The sequence below is a fragment of the Sphingomonas sp. genome, from assembly GCF_019635515.1.
Classification (GTDB): domain Bacteria; phylum Pseudomonadota; class Alphaproteobacteria; order Sphingomonadales; family Sphingomonadaceae; genus Sphingomonas.
Genome location: NZ_JAHBZI010000001.1, coordinates 1,826,021 through 1,845,708, shown reverse-complemented (window position 1 = coordinate 1,845,708; position 19,688 = coordinate 1,826,021). Strand labels below are relative to the sequence as shown.

The window sequence follows — 19,688 nt, the reverse complement described above, 5'->3', positions numbered from 1 at the left end:
CCAGCGTCGCGCCTGCTCTTTGAAACCGTCGATTCGCCCGCACGTTTCGCCCGCAACAATCATGCGCCGGCAGGAAACGAAATTGCCGAACGACCGTGAAAAGCGTGAAGCTAGGCGCGCCGGCGCTGGTTGAGCACCTCATAGGCCATCACCGCCGTCGCCACCGCCGCGTTGAGCGAGTCAGCCTTGCCGAGCATCGGGATCTTGACCGTCACGTCACATGCCTTGGCCATGAAATCGGGCATGCCCTGCGCTTCATTGCCGGTCAGCAGGAAGGTCGGCGCTTCGTATCGCGCCGCCTGGTAATCGAGATCGGTGTCGAGGCTGAGCCCGACCAGCTGGCCCGGTCCCTTGCGCAGCCAGGTCGCGAACTCGGCCCAGGGCGCGCGCGCCACCGGCACCGTGAACAGCGCGCCCATGCTCGCCCGCACCGCTTCGACCGAGAAGGGATCGACGCACTCGTCGACCAGGATCAGCCCACCCGCGCCGATCGCGTCGGCGGTGCGCAGGATCGTCCCGAGATTGCCGGGGTCACGCAGCCGTTCGGCGACCAGCCAGATCGGCGCGCTGGCGCGGTCGAGATCGTCCAGCTTCGCCTCGAACTCGGCGAACACCCCGACCACCGCGCCCGGGTTATCCTTGCCGGAGAGCTTGGAAAGAATGTCGGCATTGGTCTCGATCGCCCAGCCGGTCTTGTTTTCCACCGCGTCGACCAGCGCCAGCACCAGCGGGTGGTTGGCGCTTTCCCTGGTGTAGAACAGATATTGCGGCAACCGCCCGGCCTCGCGCGCCTCGGTCAGGATGCGCAAGCCCTCGGCGAGGAACAGCCCTTCCTCACGGCGATGCTTCTTGTCGCGCAAATTGCGGACGCGCTTGATGAGCGGGTTGGAAAAGGCGGTGATCTCGCGGGGCATGGCCGTGCCCCTAGCGGATAAAAGCCGGGCCGCCTATCGTCACGCGGTCAGCTTGGGGGAAGCGGATTCATGCCATATCGTCACGCGCACTGGTTCGTGCTTGTTCTGCTCGTCCCGGCGATCGCGATGGCGTTCTGGCGCGACTATTTCGGGGTGATCGGCAGCGCTCCGCTGGCATTCCATGCCCATGGCCTCACCGCATCGGCGTGGATATTGCTCGTCGCGCTGCAGAGCTGGAGCGCGCACCATCGCCGTTTCGCGCTGCACCGCGCGAGCGGCCGCGCCGTGCTGTTCGTGGTGCCGCTGTTCGCCGCCGGCGCGGCGCTGGTGCTGCATTCGATGGCGCTCAAGTTCAGCGGCGGCCATCCTTTCTACGGCATATTCGGTGCGCGGCTCGGGCTGCATGACATCATCTCGACTGTCGTGCTGGTCGGCATGGTCCGCGCGGCGCTGCTGAACCGCAAGCGGGTGGCGAGGCACGCCGCCTATATGCTCGGCACCACGTTGCTGGTGCTGCCGCCAATCCTCGCCCGCTTGCCGATCCCGGCGCCGCCGGCGCTGCATCTGGGCGAAATGCTGAGCATCGTCATCGCCGCGCTGCTGTGGCTTGGTCACCGTCGCGAAGGCCGGGCGTTCGCGGTGGTCATCGCGACCATGGCATTGGAGATCGTCGCGTTCGAGAGCGTCGGCGCCTCGGCGCTATGGGCGGACTGGTTCGCGCGGATCGGAACGCTGCCGGTTGCCCCGCTATCGCTTGGCGCGCTGGCGCTGGCCGCCATTGCCCTGTGGTCAGCCTGGAATCCGTGGGCGGCGAAGGCCAGGGCGGGCTAGGCTTCCGCGAATAGCAGCCAAGGCGGTAACCCGCCTATTCCTCGCCGAACCGGTCCTCGACCAGCTGGACCAGCGCCTGCACGGCATCCTCGGCGCCATCGCCCTCGGCGCTGATCGTGATCGTGTCGCCGCGCGCGGCGCCGAGCATCATCAGGTCGAGGATCGAGGTTCCGGAGGCGGCGTTGCCGTCCTTCTCGACGGTCAGCTCGACCGGATGGCTCGTCGCCAGGGTCACGAACGCCATGCTGGCGCGCGCGTGCAGCCCGCGCTTGTTCTCGATCGTGACCGTCCGCTGGCAGCGGCTCATGCGGCGGCCTCGCCGAGCACTTCCGATGCCACGGTGATATATTTGCGCCCGGCATCGCGCGCGGCGGCGACGGCGTCGGTGACCTTCATCGCCTTGCGGGCGCTGCCCAGCCGGATCAGCATCGGCAGGTTGATGCCGGCGATCACTTCCACCTTGCCAGCTTCCATCAGCGAAATGGCGAGGTTCGAAGGCGTGCCGCCGAACAGGTCGCTGAGCACGATGACGCCCTTGCCGTCATCGACCTTCCCGATCGCTTTCGCGATATCCGCGCGGCGGCTTTCCATATCGTCCTCGGGCCCGATGCAGATCGGCTCGATCCGCTCCTGCTTGCCCACGACATGCTCCATCGCGACGACAAACTCTTCCGCGAGTCGCCCGTGCGTCACGAGTACCAAACCGATCATCTCAACTCCGGCCTCTCATGCCACTACCGGCGCCCCCTCGAGCGAGTCCTGCGGAGCGGTCTGCAGGTCGCGATGGGTCACCGTGGGCGAAAATCCTTCCCCGCGCAACCGCGCTGCGACGCGTTCGGCGACGTGGACCGAGCGGTGCCGACCGCCGGTGCAGCCGAACGCGATCGTCACATATGCCTTGCCCTCGGCCTGATAGCGCGGGAGCAGCAGCAGCAGCAGCGATTCGATCTGCGCCATCGCCGTGGCATAGGCCGGGTCGTCGGCGATATAGGCGGAAACATTCTTGTCCTTGCCGGTTCCGGGGCGCAGGGCCTCGTCCCAGTGCGGATTCCGAAGAAAACGCATGTCGAGCACCAGATCGGCATCGCGCGGGAGCCCGCGGGCGAAGCCGAACGACATGACGTTGAGCACGGTTTCGCCCAAGCCCTCGCCCGAGAAGGTCGAGCGGATCTGCTGCGCCAGTTCGTTGCTCGACATGTTGGTGGTGTCGATCAGCCGGTTCGACCATTGCCTGAGCGGGGCGAGCAGTTCGCGCTCGCGCAGCATACCGTCGCTGGCCGGGCGATCCTGCGCCAGCGGATGGCGGCGGCGTGTTTCCGAATAACGGCGCTCCAGTTCGGACCCCGCGCATTCGAGGAACAGCGTGCCGACATCGTGTCCATGGTCCTCGCGCAGCCGTTTGATGCGGCGGACGATGCTGTCGGCGTCGAAGCCGCGGGTCTGGCTGCCAATGCCCAGCGCCAGCGGACGATCATCGTCGCTGTCGGTGCCTTCGGCCGGCGCGGTATCGAGCAGGCGATTGAGGAGCAGGAGCGGCAGGTTGTCGACGGTCTCCCAGCCAAGATCCTCCAGCGTGCGGAGCACGGTCGACTTGCCGGCGCCGGACATGCCGGTGACGAGCAGGATATGCTTGGGCCGCCGGCTCATCGGATTCGCAGCCATAGCTCGGCCTTGATCGGCGCGGCGTGATCGCTCGCCGCTAGCGCCAGCACCGGCACCTCGACGCCCGCAATGCTGCGCGTGCGCTTGTCGTCGGGAAAGCGTGGGGCGGCATCGAGCAGGACGATCAGCAACTCCACCGGCACGCGCTCCGCATGGGGCATCCCGACAATGCCCAGTCCGCGCACTTCGATCCTTCCAGCAGTGCCCGCCGGTGCGCCCGCCAGCAATCGCCTGTCCTGTCGCAGGCACACGGTCTGCGTGTCCGCAACCAATACCGCGCCCCGATCGATCATGCGCAGCGCCAGATCGGTCCGCGCATCGCCGTCGCGGCCCTCGATCAGCACGCCACGGCCATCCGCAGCCACGCAACTCGCCTCGATCGCCTCGGTGGAAAGCGCCGCCATTAGCCGCGGTCGCCCCTGGGCAGCCGCACCACGAACCGCGCTCCGCTCAACCGATCTTCCCGCGATTCCACTGCGATGCTCCCCTGATGGGCTTCGACGATGGTGCGGGCGATGGCAAGGCCCAGGCCCGAATGCTGGCCGAATGCCTCGCTTTCGGGGCGCACCGAATGGAAGCGGCGGAAGATGTTCTCGCGCGCATCTTCGGGCACGCCGGGGCCTTCATCCTCGATGCGGATGGTCAGCATCGCGCCTTCGCCGCGTGCGGAAATCGCGATCAGCCCACCCTCGGGCGAGAAGGAGATCGCGTTTTCGATGAGGTTCTCGAACACGCGCTCAAGCCGCGCCCCTTCGCCGAGTACGGTCAGCGCGGCCCCGGGCTGGTGGTCGAAGGCGATGCGGATACCCGCCGGCAGCCCGCGCGCTTCGCGGCTGTCGAGCAGCGCCTGGATCAGTGCCCCGATATCGACCGGTTCGAAGGTCGCGCGGCTCAGTTGCGCGTCGAGCCGCGAGGCTTCGGAGATATCGGTGATCAGCCGGTCGAGCCGGTGCACATCGTCCTGGACGATCTCCATCAACTGATCGCGATGTTCGCGCTTCTTGACGCTGGCGAGGCTGTCGACCGCCGATCGCAGCGAGGCGAGGGGGTTCTTGAGCTCGTGGGTCACGTCGGCGGCAAAGCTTTCGGTGGCATCGATCCGCGCGCGCAGCGCCTGCGTCATGTCGGAAAGGGCGCGGGCGAGCAGCCCGATCTCGTCGCTGCGGTCGGGCAGGCGAGGGACGACCACCTCGCGCGCGCGCCCGAGCCGCACCCGGATCGCGGCTCGGGCGAGCAGCCGCAGCGGCCGGACGATCGTCCGCGCCAGGAATAGCGAGAGCAGGATCGAGGAGACCGAGACGATCAGCAGCACGATCCCGAGCCGGTAGCGCTCGGCGCGTACCGTCTGGGTGATGTCGCGGGCGTTGACCGTGGTCATCACCACGCCCATTCCGGTGATCGGCGCCGCCGCCGTGATCACCGGCGTCCGGTCGGGCGCGCGCCACACCGTCGCCGCCGAGCCATGCGCCGTTTGCGCGGTCCGTACATCGGGCCAGTCGAGCCCCGCATCGCTGGAACGCTCGCGATAGGCCGGCGCTCGCGCCGCGCCGGCCACGGTATCGATCACCGCATCAAGCCAGCGCGCAGCCTCCAGTCCCCACGGGTCCTTGTCCGGATCGCGCAGCGTCACGTTGCGCAGCCCCAGCTCACGGCTGTCCGCCAGCATCTTGCCGTCGTCGGTGAACAGGCGGATCCGCGTGCCCATGTCGCGCGCCAAGCTCAGCACCAATATGTCGCGGCGCTTTTCGTCCTTGTTGGTCGAAGCCAGCGCCTGCGCGATCAGCCTGGCCTCGCGGCTCGCCTGCTCGACCCGGCTGTCGACCATCCGGCTGCGATACGAATCGAGGTACGAAAAGCCCCCGCCGAGCAGCGCCAGCGCGAAAATATTGACCGCCAGAATCCGTGGCGTCAGGCTGACGCGGTTCGACCATTTCAGCCCGAGGGCCTGATCGTCACTCGTCGGAGAAGCGGTATCCGGCGCCATATAGCGTCTCGATAGCATCGAATTCCGGATCGACCTGACGGAATTTGCGGCGGACGCGCTTGATGTGGCTGTCGATGGTACGGTCGTCGACATAGATGTCGTCCTGATAGGCGGCATCCATCAGCTGATTGCGGGTCTTCACGATGCCGGGGCGCTGCGCCAGCGTCTCCAGGATCAGGAACTCGGTGACGGTCAGCGTCACGTTGTCGCCGGCCCAGTTCACACGGTGACGGGCGGGGTCCATCACCAGCCGCCCGCGCTCCAGTATTTCCTGCGGCGTATCCTCGCCGCCCTCGGCGCTGGGCAGACTGGCTTCGGTGCGGCGCAGGATCGCGCGGATGCGGGCGATCAGCAGGCGCTGGCTGAACGGCTTGGCGATATAATCGTCCGCGCCCATCGCCAGCCCGAGCGCCTCGTCGAGCTCGTCATCCTTGCTGGTCAGGAAGATCACGGGAATCGCGCTCCTCTCGCGCAGCCGCCGCAGCAGTTCCAGCCCGTCCATCTTCGGCATCTTGATGTCGAGCACCGCCAGATCGGGCGGATTCTCGATCAGCGCCTTCAACGCGCTTTCGCCGTCCGAATAGACGCGGGTGAGAAAGCCTTCGGTTTGCAGCGCAATGGATACCGAAGTGAGGATGTTCCGGTCGTCATCGACCAGCGCGATCGTCGCTGTCATTGCGCAACCATAGCGTTGCATCGGCGCATCACCAATGCCGTAAACCATAGTTTGTATGCCGCATTGGAAATGACACCGATTACCATCGAATCCGACAACGTTTACCCGCATTGACCGCCGTTCGAGCCGCCGCCTATGCGCCAAGCATAACTAGATAGCGCCCGCACGAGGCGCATGAGGAGGCATATTTTGACCGAGCGTGAGCCACGCCACGGGCTCGATGCGCAAGGCATCGCGACGGGCGCTGAATTGCACTGGAATCTGGGCACCGGCCCGCTGGTCGAGCATGCGATTCGCCGCGGCGAAGGCGAATTGTCGAAGCACGGCGCGCTCGTCGTCGCCACCGGCAAGCACACCGGACGCAGCGCCAAGGACAAGTTCATCGTCCGCGACACCACCACCGAGGACACGATCTGGTGGGGCAGCACCAATGTCGGCATGACGCCCGCGCATTTCGCCGCCCTGAAGGCCGATTTCCTCGCCGAAGTCGCGGCGCGTGACACGTTGTTCGTGCAGGACCTGTTCGGCGGCTCCCAGCCCGAGCATCGCGTCCAGGTCCGCGTCATCAACGAGCTTGCCTGGCACAGCCTGTTCATCCGCACGCTGCTGGTTCGTCCGGAAGCCGGCGAACTGCCCGGCTTCGTTCCCGAATATACGATCATCGATCTGCCCAGCTTCCGCGCCGATCCCACGCGTCACGGCACGCACAGCGAGACGGTGATCGCGGTCAACTTCACCGAGAAGCTGATCCTGATCGGCGGCACCAAATATGCCGGCGAGATGAAGAAGAGCGTGTTCGGCCTGCTCAACTATCTGCTGCCGGTCGATAGCATCATGCCGATGCACTGCTCGGCCAATATCGGCCCGAACGGCGACACCGCGGTGTTCTTCGGCCTCAGCGGCACCGGCAAGACCACGCTCTCCGCCGATGCCAGCCGCACGCTGATCGGCGACGACGAGCATGGCTGGTCGGACACGGCGGTCTTCAATTTCGAAGGCGGCTGCTATGCCAAGATGATCAACCTCTCGCCCGAGGCCGAGCCGGAGATCTTCGCGACCACGCAGCGTTTCGGCACGGTGCTCGAAAATGTCGTCATGGATCCCGAGACCCGCGAGCTCGACTTTAACGACAACACGCTGGCCGAGAATAGCCGCGGCTCATACCCGATCGATTTCATTCCGAACGCCTCGGAAAAGAATATGGGCCCGGTCCCGAAGAACATCATCTTCCTGACCGCCGATGCCTATGGCGTGCTGCCGCCGATCGCCAAGCTCACCCCGGATCAGGCGATGTATCACTTCCTCTCGGGCTATACCGCGCGCGTCGCCGGCACCGAGATCGGCGTCACCGAGCCTTCGGCGACCTTCTCGACCTGTTTCGGCGCACCGTTCATGCCGCGCCACCCTTCGGTCTATGGCAACCTCCTCAAGGAGCGGATCGCCAGGGGCGGGGTCAATTGCTGGCTGGTAAACACCGGCTGGTCGGGCGGCAAATACGGCGTCGGCAAGCGCATGCCGATCAAAGCGACGCGCGCGTTGCTCAACGCCGCGCTCGACGGTAGCCTGAACCATGTCGAGTTTCGCACGGACCCCAATTTCGGCTTCATGGTGCCGGTCACCGCGCCCGGGGTCGATAGCCATATCCTCGATCCGCGCGAGACCTGGTCAAACAAGGCCGAATATGATGCGACCGCGGGCAAGCTGGTCGACCAGTTCGTCGAGAATTTCGCGCAATTCCTCGACCATGTCGACGAAGGCGTCCGCCAGGCCGCGCCCAGGTCTAGAGCCACCGTCTGAATTGCCCGGCCATCGATCGGGCCCATGCATACCCGATCGATGGCCGCGTTTCCTGGTGCCGCGCGTCCCGGTTTCGTCGCGCCGGACCGTGCGCCTTTGCGCAAGCTGTGCTAAGGGTATCCCATTGCGGCGAATCCTAGCGGGAGGCGAATATGAGCATGCTCGACGGTATCTTGGGTCAAGTCACTCAGAATGTGGACATCGCCAATCTCGCGGCCAAGGTCGGGCTATCCAAGGAGCATGTCGAATCGGCGGTGCAGGCGCTCGCCAAATTCCATCCGATGCAGGGCGACACGGCGGAGGGCGCCGCCGCGGCGACCGGATTGCCCACCGAAAAGCTCCAGGAGATCATCGGCCATATCGGCGGCGAAGGTGCGTTGGGCAAGTTCGCGTCGATGCTGCCGTCGGGCGCGGGCGGCATTCTCAGTTCGCTCGACAAGGATGGCGACGGCAATCCGCTCAACGATCTGGGTGGAATGGTCGGCGGGCTGTTCGGCAAGAAATAGCGCCGGCCCGATCACTGCTGGCGCATCGGGTGCCGGACACCTACATCAATGCTATCGTTTCGCAATTTCTTCGTAGGTGCGGGCGGCTGAGAGACGTTGGACTCCCACCTACGCTGTACGGGATGCCCAATGAGCGATGCGCCTGCCACGGCTGATGACCAGCCGACCGAAACCGCGGACGCCAAGCCGCAGTTCAAGCGCTTCCGCAAGCGTTTCGACACCGTTCGCCTGTCTCCCGAGGCAGCAGCGCGCCAGGGCAAGGCCGCGACCGTCGCGTTCCTGACGCTCAAGAATCGCGACGCGATGATCGCGTTCCTGAATACGCATGACGATGCACTGGGTGGCCGCCCGATCGATCTGGCGGTGGAAAGTGATGAGGGGTTGGAGGCCGTCGAGGCGGCCTTGGCGAAGCGGACGGGGTAACCGGCTCCGTCATTCCCGGCCTTGTGCCGGGGCCCGCTTCTCCACAAGCGAATCTCGCGCCTTCCACTCCGCCCGCTCTACGACAGGCTCCGGCGCAAGGGCGGGGTGACGAAGTCGGAACTAGGTCTTCGATTCGACGTATCGGTCGATCACATGCCCCAGCACCGTCATCGGCACATTGCCGCCCAGCACAACCGCATCGTTGAAGCCGCGGAAGTCGAACTTGTCGCCCAGCTTCGCCTTGGCCCGGGTGCGCAGCCGGTTGATCTCGCTATGCCCGACCTTGTAGCCGCATGCCTGACCCGGCCAGGAGCAATAGCGATCGACCTCGCCGCGCACTTCCTCATCCGACGAGCCATTGGCCTCGATGAACCATTGGATCGCCTGTTCGCGGGTCCAGCGCTTGGCGTGGAGCCCGGTATCGACCACCAGCCGGCAGGCGCGGAAGCCCAATGACTGGAGATAGCCGAGCTTCTCCGCCGGATTGTCGGCATAGACGCCCAGCTCGTCGGCAAGCTGTTCGGCATAGAGCGCCCAGCCCTCCGAATAGGCGTTGAACGACAGCAGCGAACGGATCAGCGGGAGCTTGTTGGCATATTCGCCCTGCCACACATGCCCTGGGATCGCCTCGTGATAGGCGAGGTCGGGCAGGCTGAACCTGGTGTGCAGCGCGGTGGTGCGCAAATTGATCCAGAATTTGCCGGGTATGCTCCCATCGATCGAGCCCGCGCCGCCATAGGCGCCGGGAGCGCCGGGCTCTTCCTCGGGCGGCAGGCGCTTCACTTCGACATTGCCGCGCACCAGCGTGTGGAACGCTTGCGGCATCCGGTTGCGGATGTCGGCGATGCGCTCGTTCAGAAACTTCATGATCTCGGCGCGGCCGGGATCGCCCTCGGCGAAGGTGAAGCGCTTGTCCTTGGCCAGCGCCTCCATCCGCGCGCCGACGGTGCCGGTCGTGTAGCCCTGCTTCTGCAAGATCGCGTCCATCTCGCTCTGGATCGCCTTGACTTGATCGAGCCCCATCTGATGGACTTCGTCGGGCGTCATCGTCGTCGTCGTGCCCGCGCTCAACGCCCAGGCATAATAGGCGTCACCATCCCTGAACTTCCATACGCCGGCATCGCTCGTCGCGCGCTTGCGGTGCTTTTCCAGCTCGGCGATCTGGCGATCGAGCGCCGGCGCGATCCTGTCCTTGGAGAGCAGATATGCCGCCTGCCCGAAATCGCCGCCCATGCCGACGGTGCGGTTGGCGACCGAGGTGACGATGCCCCAGCCGGCGGGATTGCCGCCGCGCGCCTGCCTGATCTGGGCGAGGCATTTGTCGAGCAGGAAATCCGGCGCGATCACGCCCTTGCCCGCGGCGATCTTCAGCCGTTCGGTCTCGCCATCCAGTTGCTCGGCATAGCTTTCGAGGCGATCGACATAGGCTTCGCCGTCTTCCGCATTCCTGATCTGGTGATCGCTGTCCAGGAAGCGCGGTACATCGAGGAACGCGCCGACGTTCTGGATCACGACATAGGGTGCATTGCGCCAGCTCCCGACCGCGACATCGCCATAGCCGAAGGCGAAGCCCTGGAGCGCGTTGCCATAGGCCGCCTGCACGACATCGACGTTGGTGCGCATGATCGGGCTCAGCGCGCCCGGATCGAGCTTGGCGATATCCGCCAATGCCTTTTTCAGATGCGCGACCATCGCCGCTTGCCCCTTCGGCGAGCGGTCGGTGAGCTGGTGCTTGAGGCCGGCGCGCTTGTCCTTGTCGATGCCGAGGGTGGTTGCGCTTTCGGGATAATCCTTGAGCAGCGTCTCGGCGATGCCCGAGAGAAGCTTCTCGGCCTGCGCATCCGCGCTCGGGGCGAGGCTGCGGGCGGAGGCGGGCAGGGCGCCCAGCGCGAGGCTGGCGCCGGTGCCGAGCAGGACGTCGCGGCGGGTGGAACGCATGATAACTCCTTGAACCTTGTCAGGCGACGACCGGCTCGACGGTCAATGCATTGCCTTCCGCTCCGATGATGCGGACATGCGCGCCGGCGGGCACATCGGGGCCCTTGGCCAGCCATTCGCCGTCACCGACGCGAACCTTGCCGCATCCTGCCTGGATCGGTTCGGCAACGGTCACGATCTGACCCATCAGTCGCGCGACGCGATCGTTGAGCAATGGATCGGGGCTCGGCCCGGGATTGCGCAGATACCATTGCCGACCGAGCGCGACCGCCGCCGACGAGCCGGCCGCGAACACCGCGACCTGAAACAGCAACGCTAAATCCGGGAACAACAGGGTGACGATCCCGGTCACCGCGGCGCCGGCCGCGACAAAGACCAGGAATATGCCCGGCACCAGCAATTCGGTCAGGGCCAGCACCGCCGCGAGGATCAGCCAGGCGAGACCCGGCGAACCGCTGACCGCGCTCCAATATAGGGCCGGATCCATGGCTCAGCTCTCCGAAGGGGTGAAGGGCGATGGCTTGCCGCGCGGCGGGGCGGGAGGAGCCGGGGGCCTGGCGCCGCCGCCCGCAGGGCCGCCCAGCGCTTCCTTGGCCAGCTCGCCGATTCCGCCCAGCGTACCCATCAGCTGGGTCGCCTCGACCGGGAACAGGATCGTCTTGGCGTTGGGCGAGGTCGCGAACTTGCCGACCGCCTCGACATATTTCTGGGCGATGAAATAGTTGATCGCCTGGCTGCTGCCGCCCTCGATCGCGTCGGAGACGACACGCGTCGCGGTCGCCTCGGCCTCAGCGGCGCGCTCGCGGGCTTCGGCGTCGCGGAAGGCGGCTTCGCGGCGGCCTTCGGCTTCGAGGATCTTCGACTGCTTCTGGCCCTCGGCGCGTAGGATCTCGGAAGCGCGGGTGCCTTCGGCCTCGAGGATGTTGGCGCGCTTCTCGCGTTCGGCCTTCATCTGGCGGCCCATCGCGTTGACGATGTCGGCGGGCGGGCGGATATCCTTGATCTCGACGCGGGTGATCTTGACGCCCCACGGTGTCGTCGCGTGATCGACCACAGAGAGCAGCCGGGCGTTGATCTCGTCGCGCTTCGACAGCGTCTCGTCAAGGTCCATCGAACCCATCACCGTGCGCAAATTGGTCGTCGTGAGCTGGAGCAGCGCGACATAGAGGTCGCTCACTTCATAGGCGGCCTTGGCGGCGTCGAGGACCTGGAAGAACACCACGCCATCGGTGGAGATCATCGCATTGTCTTTGGTGATGATCTCCTGCCCCGGAATGTCGATCACCTGCTCCATCATGTTCACCTTGCGGCCGACACGGTAGAAAAAGGCGGGATAGAAGTTCAGGCCCGGGGCGGCGACCGCGGTGAAGCGGCCGAAATATTCGATCGTGTACTGATAGCCTTGCGTCACGATCTTCACGCTGGAGAAGAGGTAGAGCAGCACCACCGCAACCGCGACCAGCAGGAATATATTGAGCACGTCCACGTCCGACTCCCCTCGCAAACTTTATCTCTTGCTAGCATAACAGCAGCCGATGACCACAGCAGCTTTGCCCCCGCGCACCGCGCTTTTCCTGCCCGCTTCCAACCCGCGTGCGATCGAGAAGGCGCGCGGGCTGGGCGCCGACATGGTGATCCTCGATCTCGAGGACGCGGTGAAGGCGGCGGACAAGGATGCTGCGCGCGATGCGGCGGTCGTGGCGGTGGCGCAGGGCTTCGGCACCAGCCTTGGCGCGATTCGCCTCAACGGCTTCGATACGCCCGAACATGCCGCCGATGTCGCTGCGGTGGCGGAATCGCAGGCCGACTATGTCGTTCTTCCCAAGGCCGAGGACGCGGAGCAGGTCGCCCGCCTGATCGAGACCCTCGGCAAGCCTTTGCTGGCGATGATCGAAACCCCGTCTGGTGTCCTCGCCGCTGCCGGGATCGCGGCGCTCCCCGGCGTCGCGGGGTTGATCGCCGGCACCAACGATCTCGCTGCCAGTCTCCGTCTGCCGCCGTCCTCCGGCCGCGAGGCGATGGGCGTCGCGCTCCAGACGGTCGTTCTCGCCGCCCGCGCCGGCGATGCCTGGGCGATCGACGGAGTGTTCAACAAGCTCGATGATGCGGCGGGGCTGGAAGCCGAAGCCAAGGCCGGCAGGGCACTAGGCTTCGACGGCAAGAGCCTGATCCATCCCAACCAGATCGATGGTACCACCAAAGCATTCGGCCCCACGGAAGCGGAGCTTGCCGAGGCCGAAGCGCTTGTCGCCGCTGCCACCGGTGGCGCCGAGCGATATCGCGACCGCATGATCGAGGCGATGCACGTCGATCAGGCTAGGGCCCTGCTGGCGCGCTTTGCCAGCGGCTAGATAGCGCTGTCTATCAGCCCCGCCTTTCGCGGCGATGACGGCTGGGGCAACTCTCAGCCCGGACCAAGCCCATGCCGCTTGCCATATTCCGCCTGCATCAGCGCTTTGAACTCCAGATAATCGGCATCTGAATTGGGATCGAAATTGGCGATCCCGGTCTGGTCGAGATAGTCGAAATAGGGCCAGTGGGTCTCGTTGTTCTCGGCATACATATAGCATTGAATCGTGATGCAAGGCTCGTCCGTCTGGGTATTTCGCAGCTTGTGGATCTGATTGAGCCGTGCCGAGATCCAGGTGACTTCCCCCTTGTGGAAGGTATCGGTGGCGAATGGCGTCTGGTGATGCTGCGACAGCATTGGGAACATGTCGACGGTGATCGCACCGTGCAGCACCCTGATCACCGCGTCCGAGCCGCCATGGTTGTGGATCGGTGAGTAGTTGCCGACCGGCCAGATCTCCATGACGAACGGGATGCCCGGTGACTCTCCCTGATTGTGCCCCATGGTGATGCGCAGATAGGTCTTGTGCGGATCGGGCGTGCCGAATTCGTTGGCCTTGTCCGCCAGCGTCTTGTGGCACCAGCCATGCTTGTCGGCGATGCTCTCCTTGATCGCTTGCGCAAATTCGGGGAAATCGTCGGCACCCAGTTCGAAATTCCTCCCTGCGACATTGCCGTAGAGCAGCTGGCAGGTCGGCGTCAGATTGGCCGGTACCGTCAGTGCTCCGACTGCCATCTGGTCCATGGTGATGCTGTCCATCGGCACCACCCGCAGCGGCACCTCATCAACCACCGGATCGCGCCAGATATCTATGTTGCCGCGGATCGGCGCGCCGATGCCGACTTCGCCCGCTTCGCGCAGCCATGCATAGGGATCGGCACCGTGCTTGGGCTTCTCGCCCAGCGAATGGCTCGCCAGCGCGCAGCCCAGTCGCATCTCGCCCTTGCCGAAGCGCAGCATGCGATTGGCATAGTCGAAGCTGAACCAGTAGCTGCAATGCGGCTCGGGATCGAGGCCGGCGCATTGCTTGAGTGGTAACTCGTGCCAGGCATCGTCGCGAAATTCGGACAGGCGCGCACCGTCGAACCCGATGTCCCAGCGAAAGCCGGGGGTACACCAGCCCTGGTTCTGGATCGTAACGCTGAACCCCGTGCGTTGTCCGATCGCGAAGCCGATCGTGCCCTGCCCCTTGACCAGCAGGCTGACTGCAGAGACCGCCCGTTCCTCTCCTTTCGCAGCGGGCGCCAGTACTAGATGTGAAGGCCCCCGCAATGAATCGTGATTCATCTATCCTCTCCCCAATCGGCAGAGAGTTCGCCGCCAGATCGGGTCGCGTCAAACGCTAGAGCAACCGAAATGCCCTGTATCTCAGAGGTATGCGTCTCCGTCGCCTCGGCCCCTCTAGCGCCCCGCGTCCCACGCGGTTACATGGGCCGCCAACCTCCGACTCAAGGACCTTGGCGCCTCTCATGGACATCCCACTCGGCCTCACCTTCGACGACGTTCTGCTCCGGCCGGGCGAGTCCGAAGTCCTGCCGAGCATGGCGGATACCCGCACCTTCGTGACCCGGAGCCTCGCGCTCAACATCCCGATCATTTCCTCGGCGATGGATACCGTCACCGAGGCCGACATGGCGATCGTGATGGCGCAGCTGGGTGGCATCGGCGTGCTCCACCGCAATCTCGACGTCGGCCAGCAGGTCGAGGCGGTCCGTGCGGTCAAGCGCTTCGAGAGCGGCATGGTCGTCAATCCGATCACGATGACGCCGGACGGCACGCTCGCCGACGCCCGCGCGCTGATGGCGCGGCACCGGATCAGCGGCATCCCGGTGGTCGAGGATGGCGGCAGGCTGGTCGGCATCCTCACCAACCGCGACGTCCGCTTCGCCGAGAACCCCGGCCAGCCGGTCTCCGAGCTGATGACCCGCGACAATCTCGCGACGGTCAGCGCCGGGGTCGGCAAGGAGGAAGCGCGGCGCCTGCTCCATGCCCGCCGCATCGAGAAATTGCTGGTGGTGGATGACAGCTATCGCTGCGTCGGCCTGATCACGGTCAAGGATATCGAGAAGGCGGTCACCTATCCCGACGCGACCAAGGATGAGGCCGGCCGCCTCTGCGTCGCCGCCGCCACCACGGTCGGCGACAAGGGCTTCGAACGCACTGAAGCGCTGGTCGATGCTGAGTGCGACCTGATCGTGATCGATACCGCCCATGGCCACAACAAGGATGTCGCCCGCGCCGTCGAGCGGGTGAAGAAGCTGTCGAACCGGGTCCAGGTGGTTGCCGGCAACGTCGCGACCGCCGAGGCGACGCGCGCGCTGATCGATGCGGGCGCGGACGGGGTGAAGGTCGGCATCGGTCCCGGCTCGATCTGCACGACCCGCGTGGTGGCGGGCGTCGGCGTGCCGCAGCTCACGGCCGTGATGGAGGCCGCCGCCGAAGCCGCCAAATCGGGCGTGCCGGTGATCGCCGATGGCGGCCTGCGCACTTCGGGCGATCTCGCCAAGGCGCTCGCCGCCGGCGCCTCGACCTGCATGGTCGGCTCGCTGCTCGCGGGCACCGAGGAAGCGCCCGGCGAAACCTTCCTCTATCAGGGCCGCAGCTACAAATCCTATCGCGGCATGGGCTCGGTCGGCGCGATGGGGCGTGGCTCCGCGGATCGCTATTTCCAGGGCGACATCAAGGATCAGCTCAAGCTGGTTCCCGAAGGGATCGAGGGTCAGGTCGCCTATAAGGGCCCGGCCCGCGATGTGATTCACCAGCTCGTCGGCGGCATCAAGGCGGCGATGGGCTATACCGGCTCGGCGACGATCCCCGATCTGCAGGAGCGCGCCAGGTTCGTCCGCATCACCAATGCCGGGCTGCGCGAAAGCCATGTCCATGACGTGACCATCACCCGCGAAGCCCCGAACTACCCGACGCGCTAGCGGGGGTGGGGCGCGGCCACAGGCAGGAGCTGTCGATATGCGCGCCTTCGTCATGACCGGCTATGGCGGCCCCGATAGAGCCGCGCTCCGCGAAGTCGCGCAACCCGTGCCTGGGCGCGGTGAGGTTCTGGTGCGCGTCCATGCCGCCGGCCTCAACCCCGTCGATTTCAAGACCCGCGAGGGCAAGCTCAAGCCTGTTCAGCGTTATCCGCTGCCCGTCGTCATGGGCAACGAGCTGGCCGGTATGGTCGAGGCGCTTGGCCCGGGGGCGACCGGCTTCGCAGCCGGCGACCGGGTGTTCGCACGGATGCCCAAGGCGCGAATGGGTGCGCTTGCCGACTATGCCGTGGTGCCGGCCGATCATCTGGCGAGGGTTCCCGATGGTTTGAGCCTGACCGACGCGGCCGGGGTCCCGCTCGCCGGGCTGACGGCGTTGCAGGCATTGCGCGACGAGCTCGGTATCGGTCCGGGCAGCCGCGTGTTCATCCCCGGCGGTGCCGGCGGCGTCGGCACCTTCGCGATCCAGATCGCCAAATGGCTGGGGGCCGAGGTGACGACCACCGCGTCGCCGCGCGGCAAGGCGCTGGTCGAGCGGCTCGGCGCCGATGTCGTAGTCGACTATACCATACAGCGTTTCGAAGAGCAGATCGGCCAGATGGACGGCGCCTTCGATCTGATCGGCGGCGATACGCTCGACAAGACGTTCGGCGTTGTCCGTCGCGGCGGCAAGATCGTCTCGGTCGCAGCCTTGCCCGAGCCGCAGACGGCACGAAAGGATCTCGGTCGCGGCATCGGTCTGGCGGCGTTGTTCTGGCTGGTGAGTTATCGCCTGCGAGCCATGGCGCGCCGGCACGGCGTCACCTATCGCTTTCTTTTCATGCACCCGAGCGGCGCCGAACTCGCCGAGCTCGCTGGCCTGATCGAAACCGGCAGGCTCGAACCGGTGATCGACCGTGTCTTTCCCTTTGCCGAAACCGATCAGGCGTTTGCCTATCTCGAATCCGGCCGCGCCAAGGGCAAGGTCGTGGTGCAGATGGTGCGGTCATGAGCGGCGTACGGCTCAAGCTCGCGACGCCAATTCTGTTCGTCCGCGACGTCACCGCCGCCGCAGCCTTCTATCGCGACAAGCTCGGCTTCGCGGTCGATTTCCTCCATGGCAGCCCGCCATTCTATGGATCGGTCTCACGCGGTGCCGCCTGCCTGCACCTCCGCTTCGTCGGCGCGCCGAACTTCGCGGCGCTGGCCGCGACCGAGGAGTCGCTGATCCTCGCCACGATCGAGGTCGATGATGTCGAGGCGTTGTTCGACGAATATGTGCGTAACGGTGTCGATATCCCCCAGGCGTTGATCGAGCAGGTGTGGGGCGGCAAGGATTTCCACGTCCGCGATCCCGACGGGAATGTGATAAGCTTCGTCCAGTTCGGATGAGAGGAGCGCGCGTGCCGCCGGATATCGCAGCCTATAATCAGGGGCAGGCGCCCGACATGGAGGCGATCTGCGATCGCCTCGCCGCCGAGATCGCCCGTGCTCTGCCCGAAGCGGAGAGCAAGGTCTGGCACGGCGGCCCGGTCTGGTTTCTCGCCGGCAACCCGATAGCGGGCTATTGGGTCCGCAAGCAGGGCGTGCAGCTGTTGTTCTGGAGCGGCCAGTCTTTCGACGAGCCCGGCCTCAAGTCCGAAGGCAAGTTCAAGGCGGCCGAGGCGCACTACGCCGATGCCGAGCAGATCGACACCGCGCTCCTCCAGCGCTGGTTGGAAAAGGCGCGCCTGATCCAGTGGGATTACAAGAACATCGTCAAGCGCAAGGGTGTGCTTGAGCGGATCGACGCGCCAGCCGGCGCATAGCCGCAGCGACGCCAGCACCGGCTTTCCGGTTCCAATCGCTTCGCCGCCGCGTATAGGCGATGCGATGACCCCCGCCGCACGAACCCAGGCCGCTATAGAGCTGCTCGACAGGATCATCGCCGCCGCGCGCGATCAGGGCGCGGCCGCCGATACCCTGATCGCTCGCTGGTTCGCCGAGCGCCGCTATGCGGGGTCGAAGGACCGCCGCGCGATCCGCGAACTGGTCTATGACGCCATCCGCATGCTCGGAAGGCCGCCCGAAAGCGGGCGCGCCGCGCTGCTGGCGCTTGCGAAGGCCCGTCCCGAAATCGCCGAATGGTTCGACGGTTCGCCCTATGGCCCCGCCACCATCGGTCCGCAGGATCTCCCCGCCAGGCCGGCCTTCGCCCATGATTGGCTGATCAAGGCGCTGCGGACCTCGGATATCGGCATCGAGGAGCAGGAGGCATTGCTCCAGCGCGCGCCGCTCGACGTGCGCGTCAACAGCCTCAAGGCCGATACCGATGCGGTGCTCGCCGCCATCGATGGCGCCCAGCCGATCCCGTTCACCACTGACGGTCTGCGCCTGCCCGCTGACGCGCCGGTCGAGCAATTGCCTTCCTTCCGCGACGGCGAGATTGAGGTGCAGGACGCCGGCAGCCAGATCGTCAGCCTCGCCAGCGGGGTGCGGCGCGGTCAGCATGTCATCGATCTGTGCGCCGGCGGCGGTGGCAAGACGCTGGCGCTCGCGGCGATGATGGTCAATCACGGCTCGATACTCGCCTGCGATGTCGATCGCGGCCGCCTCCAGCGCCTCGCCCCGCGCGCCGACCGGGCGGGGGTGACCATCGCCGAGACGCGTCTGCTCAATCCGCGCCAGGAAGAAAGCCAGCTCGCCGATCAGGCCGGGCGCGCCGATATCGTGCTGATCGATGCGCCTTGTTCGGGCACCGGCACATGGCGGCGCAATCCCGAGGCGCGCTGGCGCCTGACCCCGCAGCGCCTGCGCCAGCTCGGCGAGACCCAGCGCTATCTGATGCGGATCGGTGCCGGACTCGTCCGGCCCGGCGGCCATCTCGTCTATATCGTCTGCTCGGTGCTCGACGAGGAAGGTGCCAGCCAGACCGATGCCTTCCTCAAGGCCTATCCCGGCTGGACCGTCGAGCCGCTTGCACCGGGCGCCGGCACGCCACGTGGCGCCGGGCTTCGGCTCACCCCGCTACGGGACTCGACCGACGGCTTTTTTGTCGCGAAGATGCGGCGGCCATGATAGCCACCAAGGCCAATTTCTCGGAGTTGTTCATGCGCGTTACCGCGATTTCTGCCGCTGCGGCCCTGATGGTGCTTTCGGTCTCGACCTCGTTGATGGCGCAGCGCCCCGATGCCCAGATCGATCCGCGCTCGATCGCGCTGGTCCAGGAAGGCCGCGCCGCGCAGGCCGCCGGCAATATCGAGGCCGCCAACGATGCGCTGGAAAGCGCGCTGGCGGTCGATCCGCGCAACCGCGAAGCCTTCGTGCTGCTCGCCGAGATCGCCCGTGGCCGTAATTTGCCGGGCAAGGCGATCCGCCTCTACCGCGAGGCGCTGCTGCTTGAACCCAATGATCTCGCCGCGCTGCGCGGGCAGGGCGAGGCGATGGTCGCCAAGGGCGCGATGGAAAGGGCCAAGGCCAATCTCGCCAAGATCAAGACGATCTGCACCGCCGGCTGCAACGATGCCACCATTCTCGCCGCCGCGATCGCCAAGGGTCCGCCGGTCACCGCCACCGCCCAGGCCGACAAGCCGGAGACCCCGGCCAAGCCGTAATTCGGTTAAATCCTCCCCTTGGTGGGGAAGAGATATGATGCTTGCAATGTA

The 19,688-nt window shown here is 65.9% G+C and carries 22 protein-coding genes; 11 read left to right on the top strand and 11 right to left on the bottom strand.

Annotated elements, in window-relative coordinates; translation table 11 throughout:
- Positions 1-110: 110 nt before the first annotated feature.
- A complete protein-coding gene (locus KF730_RS09305) occupies positions 111-914 on the bottom strand; it encodes an RNA methyltransferase (protein WP_294094157.1) in 804 nt (267 codons plus the stop codon).
- 69 nt (positions 915-983) lie between these two features.
- Here KF730_RS09305 and KF730_RS09300 point away from each other — a divergent pair, with 69 nt between their 5' ends.
- A complete protein-coding gene (locus KF730_RS09300) occupies positions 984-1,745 on the top strand; it encodes a hypothetical protein (RefSeq protein WP_294094156.1) in 762 nt (253 codons plus the stop codon).
- A 34-nt stretch (positions 1,746-1,779) separates the two neighbouring features.
- Here KF730_RS09300 and KF730_RS09295 read toward each other — a convergent pair whose 3' ends face one another.
- From KF730_RS09295 to KF730_RS09270, 6 genes are read right to left on the bottom strand one after another with little or no spacing between them, the layout of a single operon-like run.
- The gene (locus KF730_RS09295; protein WP_294094155.1) at positions 1,780-2,052 is read right to left on the bottom strand and encodes an HPr family phosphocarrier protein; all 273 of its coding nucleotides are present in this window, start codon (positions 2,050-2,052) and stop codon (positions 1,780-1,782) included.
- Positions 2,049-2,456 (bottom strand): PTS sugar transporter subunit IIA, encoded by a 408-nt coding sequence (locus KF730_RS09290; protein WP_294094152.1) that lies wholly within the window; start codon positions 2,454-2,456, stop codon positions 2,049-2,051. Before KF730_RS09290 ends, KF730_RS09295 begins: the two co-directional genes overlap by 4 nt.
- A 15-nt stretch (positions 2,457-2,471) precedes the next feature.
- Positions 2,472-3,392 carry an RNase adapter RapZ gene (rapZ, locus tag KF730_RS09285; protein WP_294095842.1) on the bottom strand — a complete coding sequence of 307 codons (921 nt, stop codon included), beginning with the start codon at positions 3,390-3,392 and terminating at the stop codon, positions 2,472-2,474.
- Positions 3,389-3,811: an aldolase gene (locus tag KF730_RS09280; RefSeq protein ID WP_294094149.1), complete on the bottom strand. Its 423-nt coding sequence runs from the start codon at positions 3,809-3,811 to the stop codon at positions 3,389-3,391. The genes rapZ and KF730_RS09280 overlap by 4 nt, the downstream gene beginning before the upstream one ends.
- The gene (locus KF730_RS09275; RefSeq protein ID WP_294094146.1) at positions 3,811-5,391 is read right to left on the bottom strand and encodes a stimulus-sensing domain-containing protein; all 1,581 of its coding nucleotides are present in this window, start codon (positions 5,389-5,391) and stop codon (positions 3,811-3,813) included. Before KF730_RS09275 ends, KF730_RS09280 begins: the two co-directional genes overlap by 1 nt.
- On the bottom strand, positions 5,360-6,067 hold the full coding sequence (locus tag KF730_RS09270; protein WP_294094144.1) for a response regulator transcription factor: 708 nt from the start codon (positions 6,065-6,067) through the stop codon (positions 5,360-5,362). The genes KF730_RS09275 and KF730_RS09270 overlap by 32 nt, the downstream gene beginning before the upstream one ends.
- 174 nt (positions 6,068-6,241) lie before the next feature.
- On the opposite strand from KF730_RS09270, the gene KF730_RS09265 reads away from it, so the two are divergent.
- The 3 genes from KF730_RS09265 to KF730_RS09255 all read left to right on the top strand — a co-directional run bounded on the left by KF730_RS09265 (position 6,242) and on the right by KF730_RS09255 (position 8,793).
- Entirely contained in the window at positions 6,242-7,864 is a 1,623-nt protein-coding gene (locus KF730_RS09265; protein ID WP_294094142.1) for a phosphoenolpyruvate carboxykinase, read from the top strand.
- A gap of 152 nt (positions 7,865-8,016) precedes the next feature.
- Positions 8,017-8,370 carry a hypothetical protein gene (locus tag KF730_RS09260; protein ID WP_294094139.1) on the top strand — a complete coding sequence of 118 codons (354 nt, stop codon included), beginning with the start codon at positions 8,017-8,019 and terminating at the stop codon, positions 8,368-8,370.
- Between the two features lie 129 nt (positions 8,371-8,499).
- Positions 8,500-8,793, top strand: a complete 294-nt coding sequence (locus tag KF730_RS09255; RefSeq protein WP_294094137.1) for an antitoxin Xre/MbcA/ParS toxin-binding domain-containing protein — start codon at positions 8,500-8,502, stop codon at positions 8,791-8,793.
- A 120-nt stretch (positions 8,794-8,913) separates the two neighbouring features.
- Here the strand turns inward: KF730_RS09255 and KF730_RS09250 are convergent, their stop codons facing one another.
- Genes KF730_RS09250 through KF730_RS09240 form a run of 3 tightly spaced genes read right to left on the bottom strand, consistent with a single transcriptional unit; the run spans position 8,914 to position 12,217 of the window.
- Entirely contained in the window at positions 8,914-10,731 is a 1,818-nt protein-coding gene (locus KF730_RS09250; RefSeq protein WP_294094135.1) for a DUF885 domain-containing protein, read from the bottom strand.
- 19 nt (positions 10,732-10,750) lie between these two features.
- Positions 10,751-11,218, bottom strand: coding sequence for an NfeD family protein (locus tag KF730_RS09245; RefSeq protein ID WP_294094133.1), 468 nt, complete (start codon positions 11,216-11,218; stop codon positions 10,751-10,753).
- Positions 11,219-11,221: 3 nt separating this feature from the next.
- Positions 11,222-12,217 (bottom strand): SPFH domain-containing protein, encoded by a 996-nt coding sequence (locus KF730_RS09240; RefSeq protein WP_294094130.1) that lies wholly within the window; start codon positions 12,215-12,217, stop codon positions 11,222-11,224.
- A 49-nt stretch (positions 12,218-12,266) separates the two neighbouring features.
- Between KF730_RS09240 and KF730_RS09235 the strand changes: the two genes are divergently transcribed.
- Entirely contained in the window at positions 12,267-13,082 is an 816-nt protein-coding gene (locus KF730_RS09235; RefSeq protein WP_294094128.1) for a CoA ester lyase, read from the top strand.
- A 53-nt stretch (positions 13,083-13,135) separates the two neighbouring features.
- Here KF730_RS09235 and KF730_RS09230 read toward each other — a convergent pair whose 3' ends face one another.
- Positions 13,136-14,368, bottom strand: a complete 1,233-nt coding sequence (locus KF730_RS09230; protein WP_294094126.1) for a cysteine dioxygenase family protein — start codon at positions 14,366-14,368, stop codon at positions 13,136-13,138.
- Between the two features lie 182 nt (positions 14,369-14,550).
- On the opposite strand from KF730_RS09230, the gene guaB reads away from it, so the two are divergent.
- The 6 genes from guaB to KF730_RS09200 all read left to right on the top strand — a co-directional run bounded on the left by guaB (position 14,551) and on the right by KF730_RS09200 (position 19,637).
- A complete protein-coding gene (gene guaB / locus KF730_RS09225) occupies positions 14,551-16,008 on the top strand; it encodes an IMP dehydrogenase (RefSeq protein ID WP_294094124.1) in 1,458 nt (485 codons plus the stop codon).
- Between the two features lie 37 nt (positions 16,009-16,045).
- Entirely contained in the window at positions 16,046-17,056 is a 1,011-nt protein-coding gene (locus tag KF730_RS09220) for an NADP-dependent oxidoreductase (protein WP_294094122.1), read from the top strand.
- The gene (locus KF730_RS09215; protein ID WP_294094121.1) at positions 17,053-17,436 is read left to right on the top strand and encodes a VOC family protein; all 384 of its coding nucleotides are present in this window, start codon (positions 17,053-17,055) and stop codon (positions 17,434-17,436) included. Before KF730_RS09220 ends, KF730_RS09215 begins: the two co-directional genes overlap by 4 nt.
- Before the next feature lie 11 nt (positions 17,437-17,447).
- Positions 17,448-17,852 (top strand): DUF1801 domain-containing protein, encoded by a 405-nt coding sequence (locus KF730_RS09210; RefSeq protein WP_294094120.1) that lies wholly within the window; start codon positions 17,448-17,450, stop codon positions 17,850-17,852.
- Positions 17,853-17,916: 64 nt separating this feature from the next.
- Positions 17,917-19,101 carry an RsmB/NOP family class I SAM-dependent RNA methyltransferase gene (locus KF730_RS09205; protein WP_294094119.1) on the top strand — a complete coding sequence of 395 codons (1,185 nt, stop codon included), beginning with the start codon at positions 17,917-17,919 and terminating at the stop codon, positions 19,099-19,101.
- 32 nt (positions 19,102-19,133) lie between these two features.
- Positions 19,134-19,637: a hypothetical protein gene (locus KF730_RS09200; protein WP_294095838.1), complete on the top strand. Its 504-nt coding sequence runs from the start codon at positions 19,134-19,136 to the stop codon at positions 19,635-19,637.
- Positions 19,638-19,688: the final 51 nt, after the last annotated feature.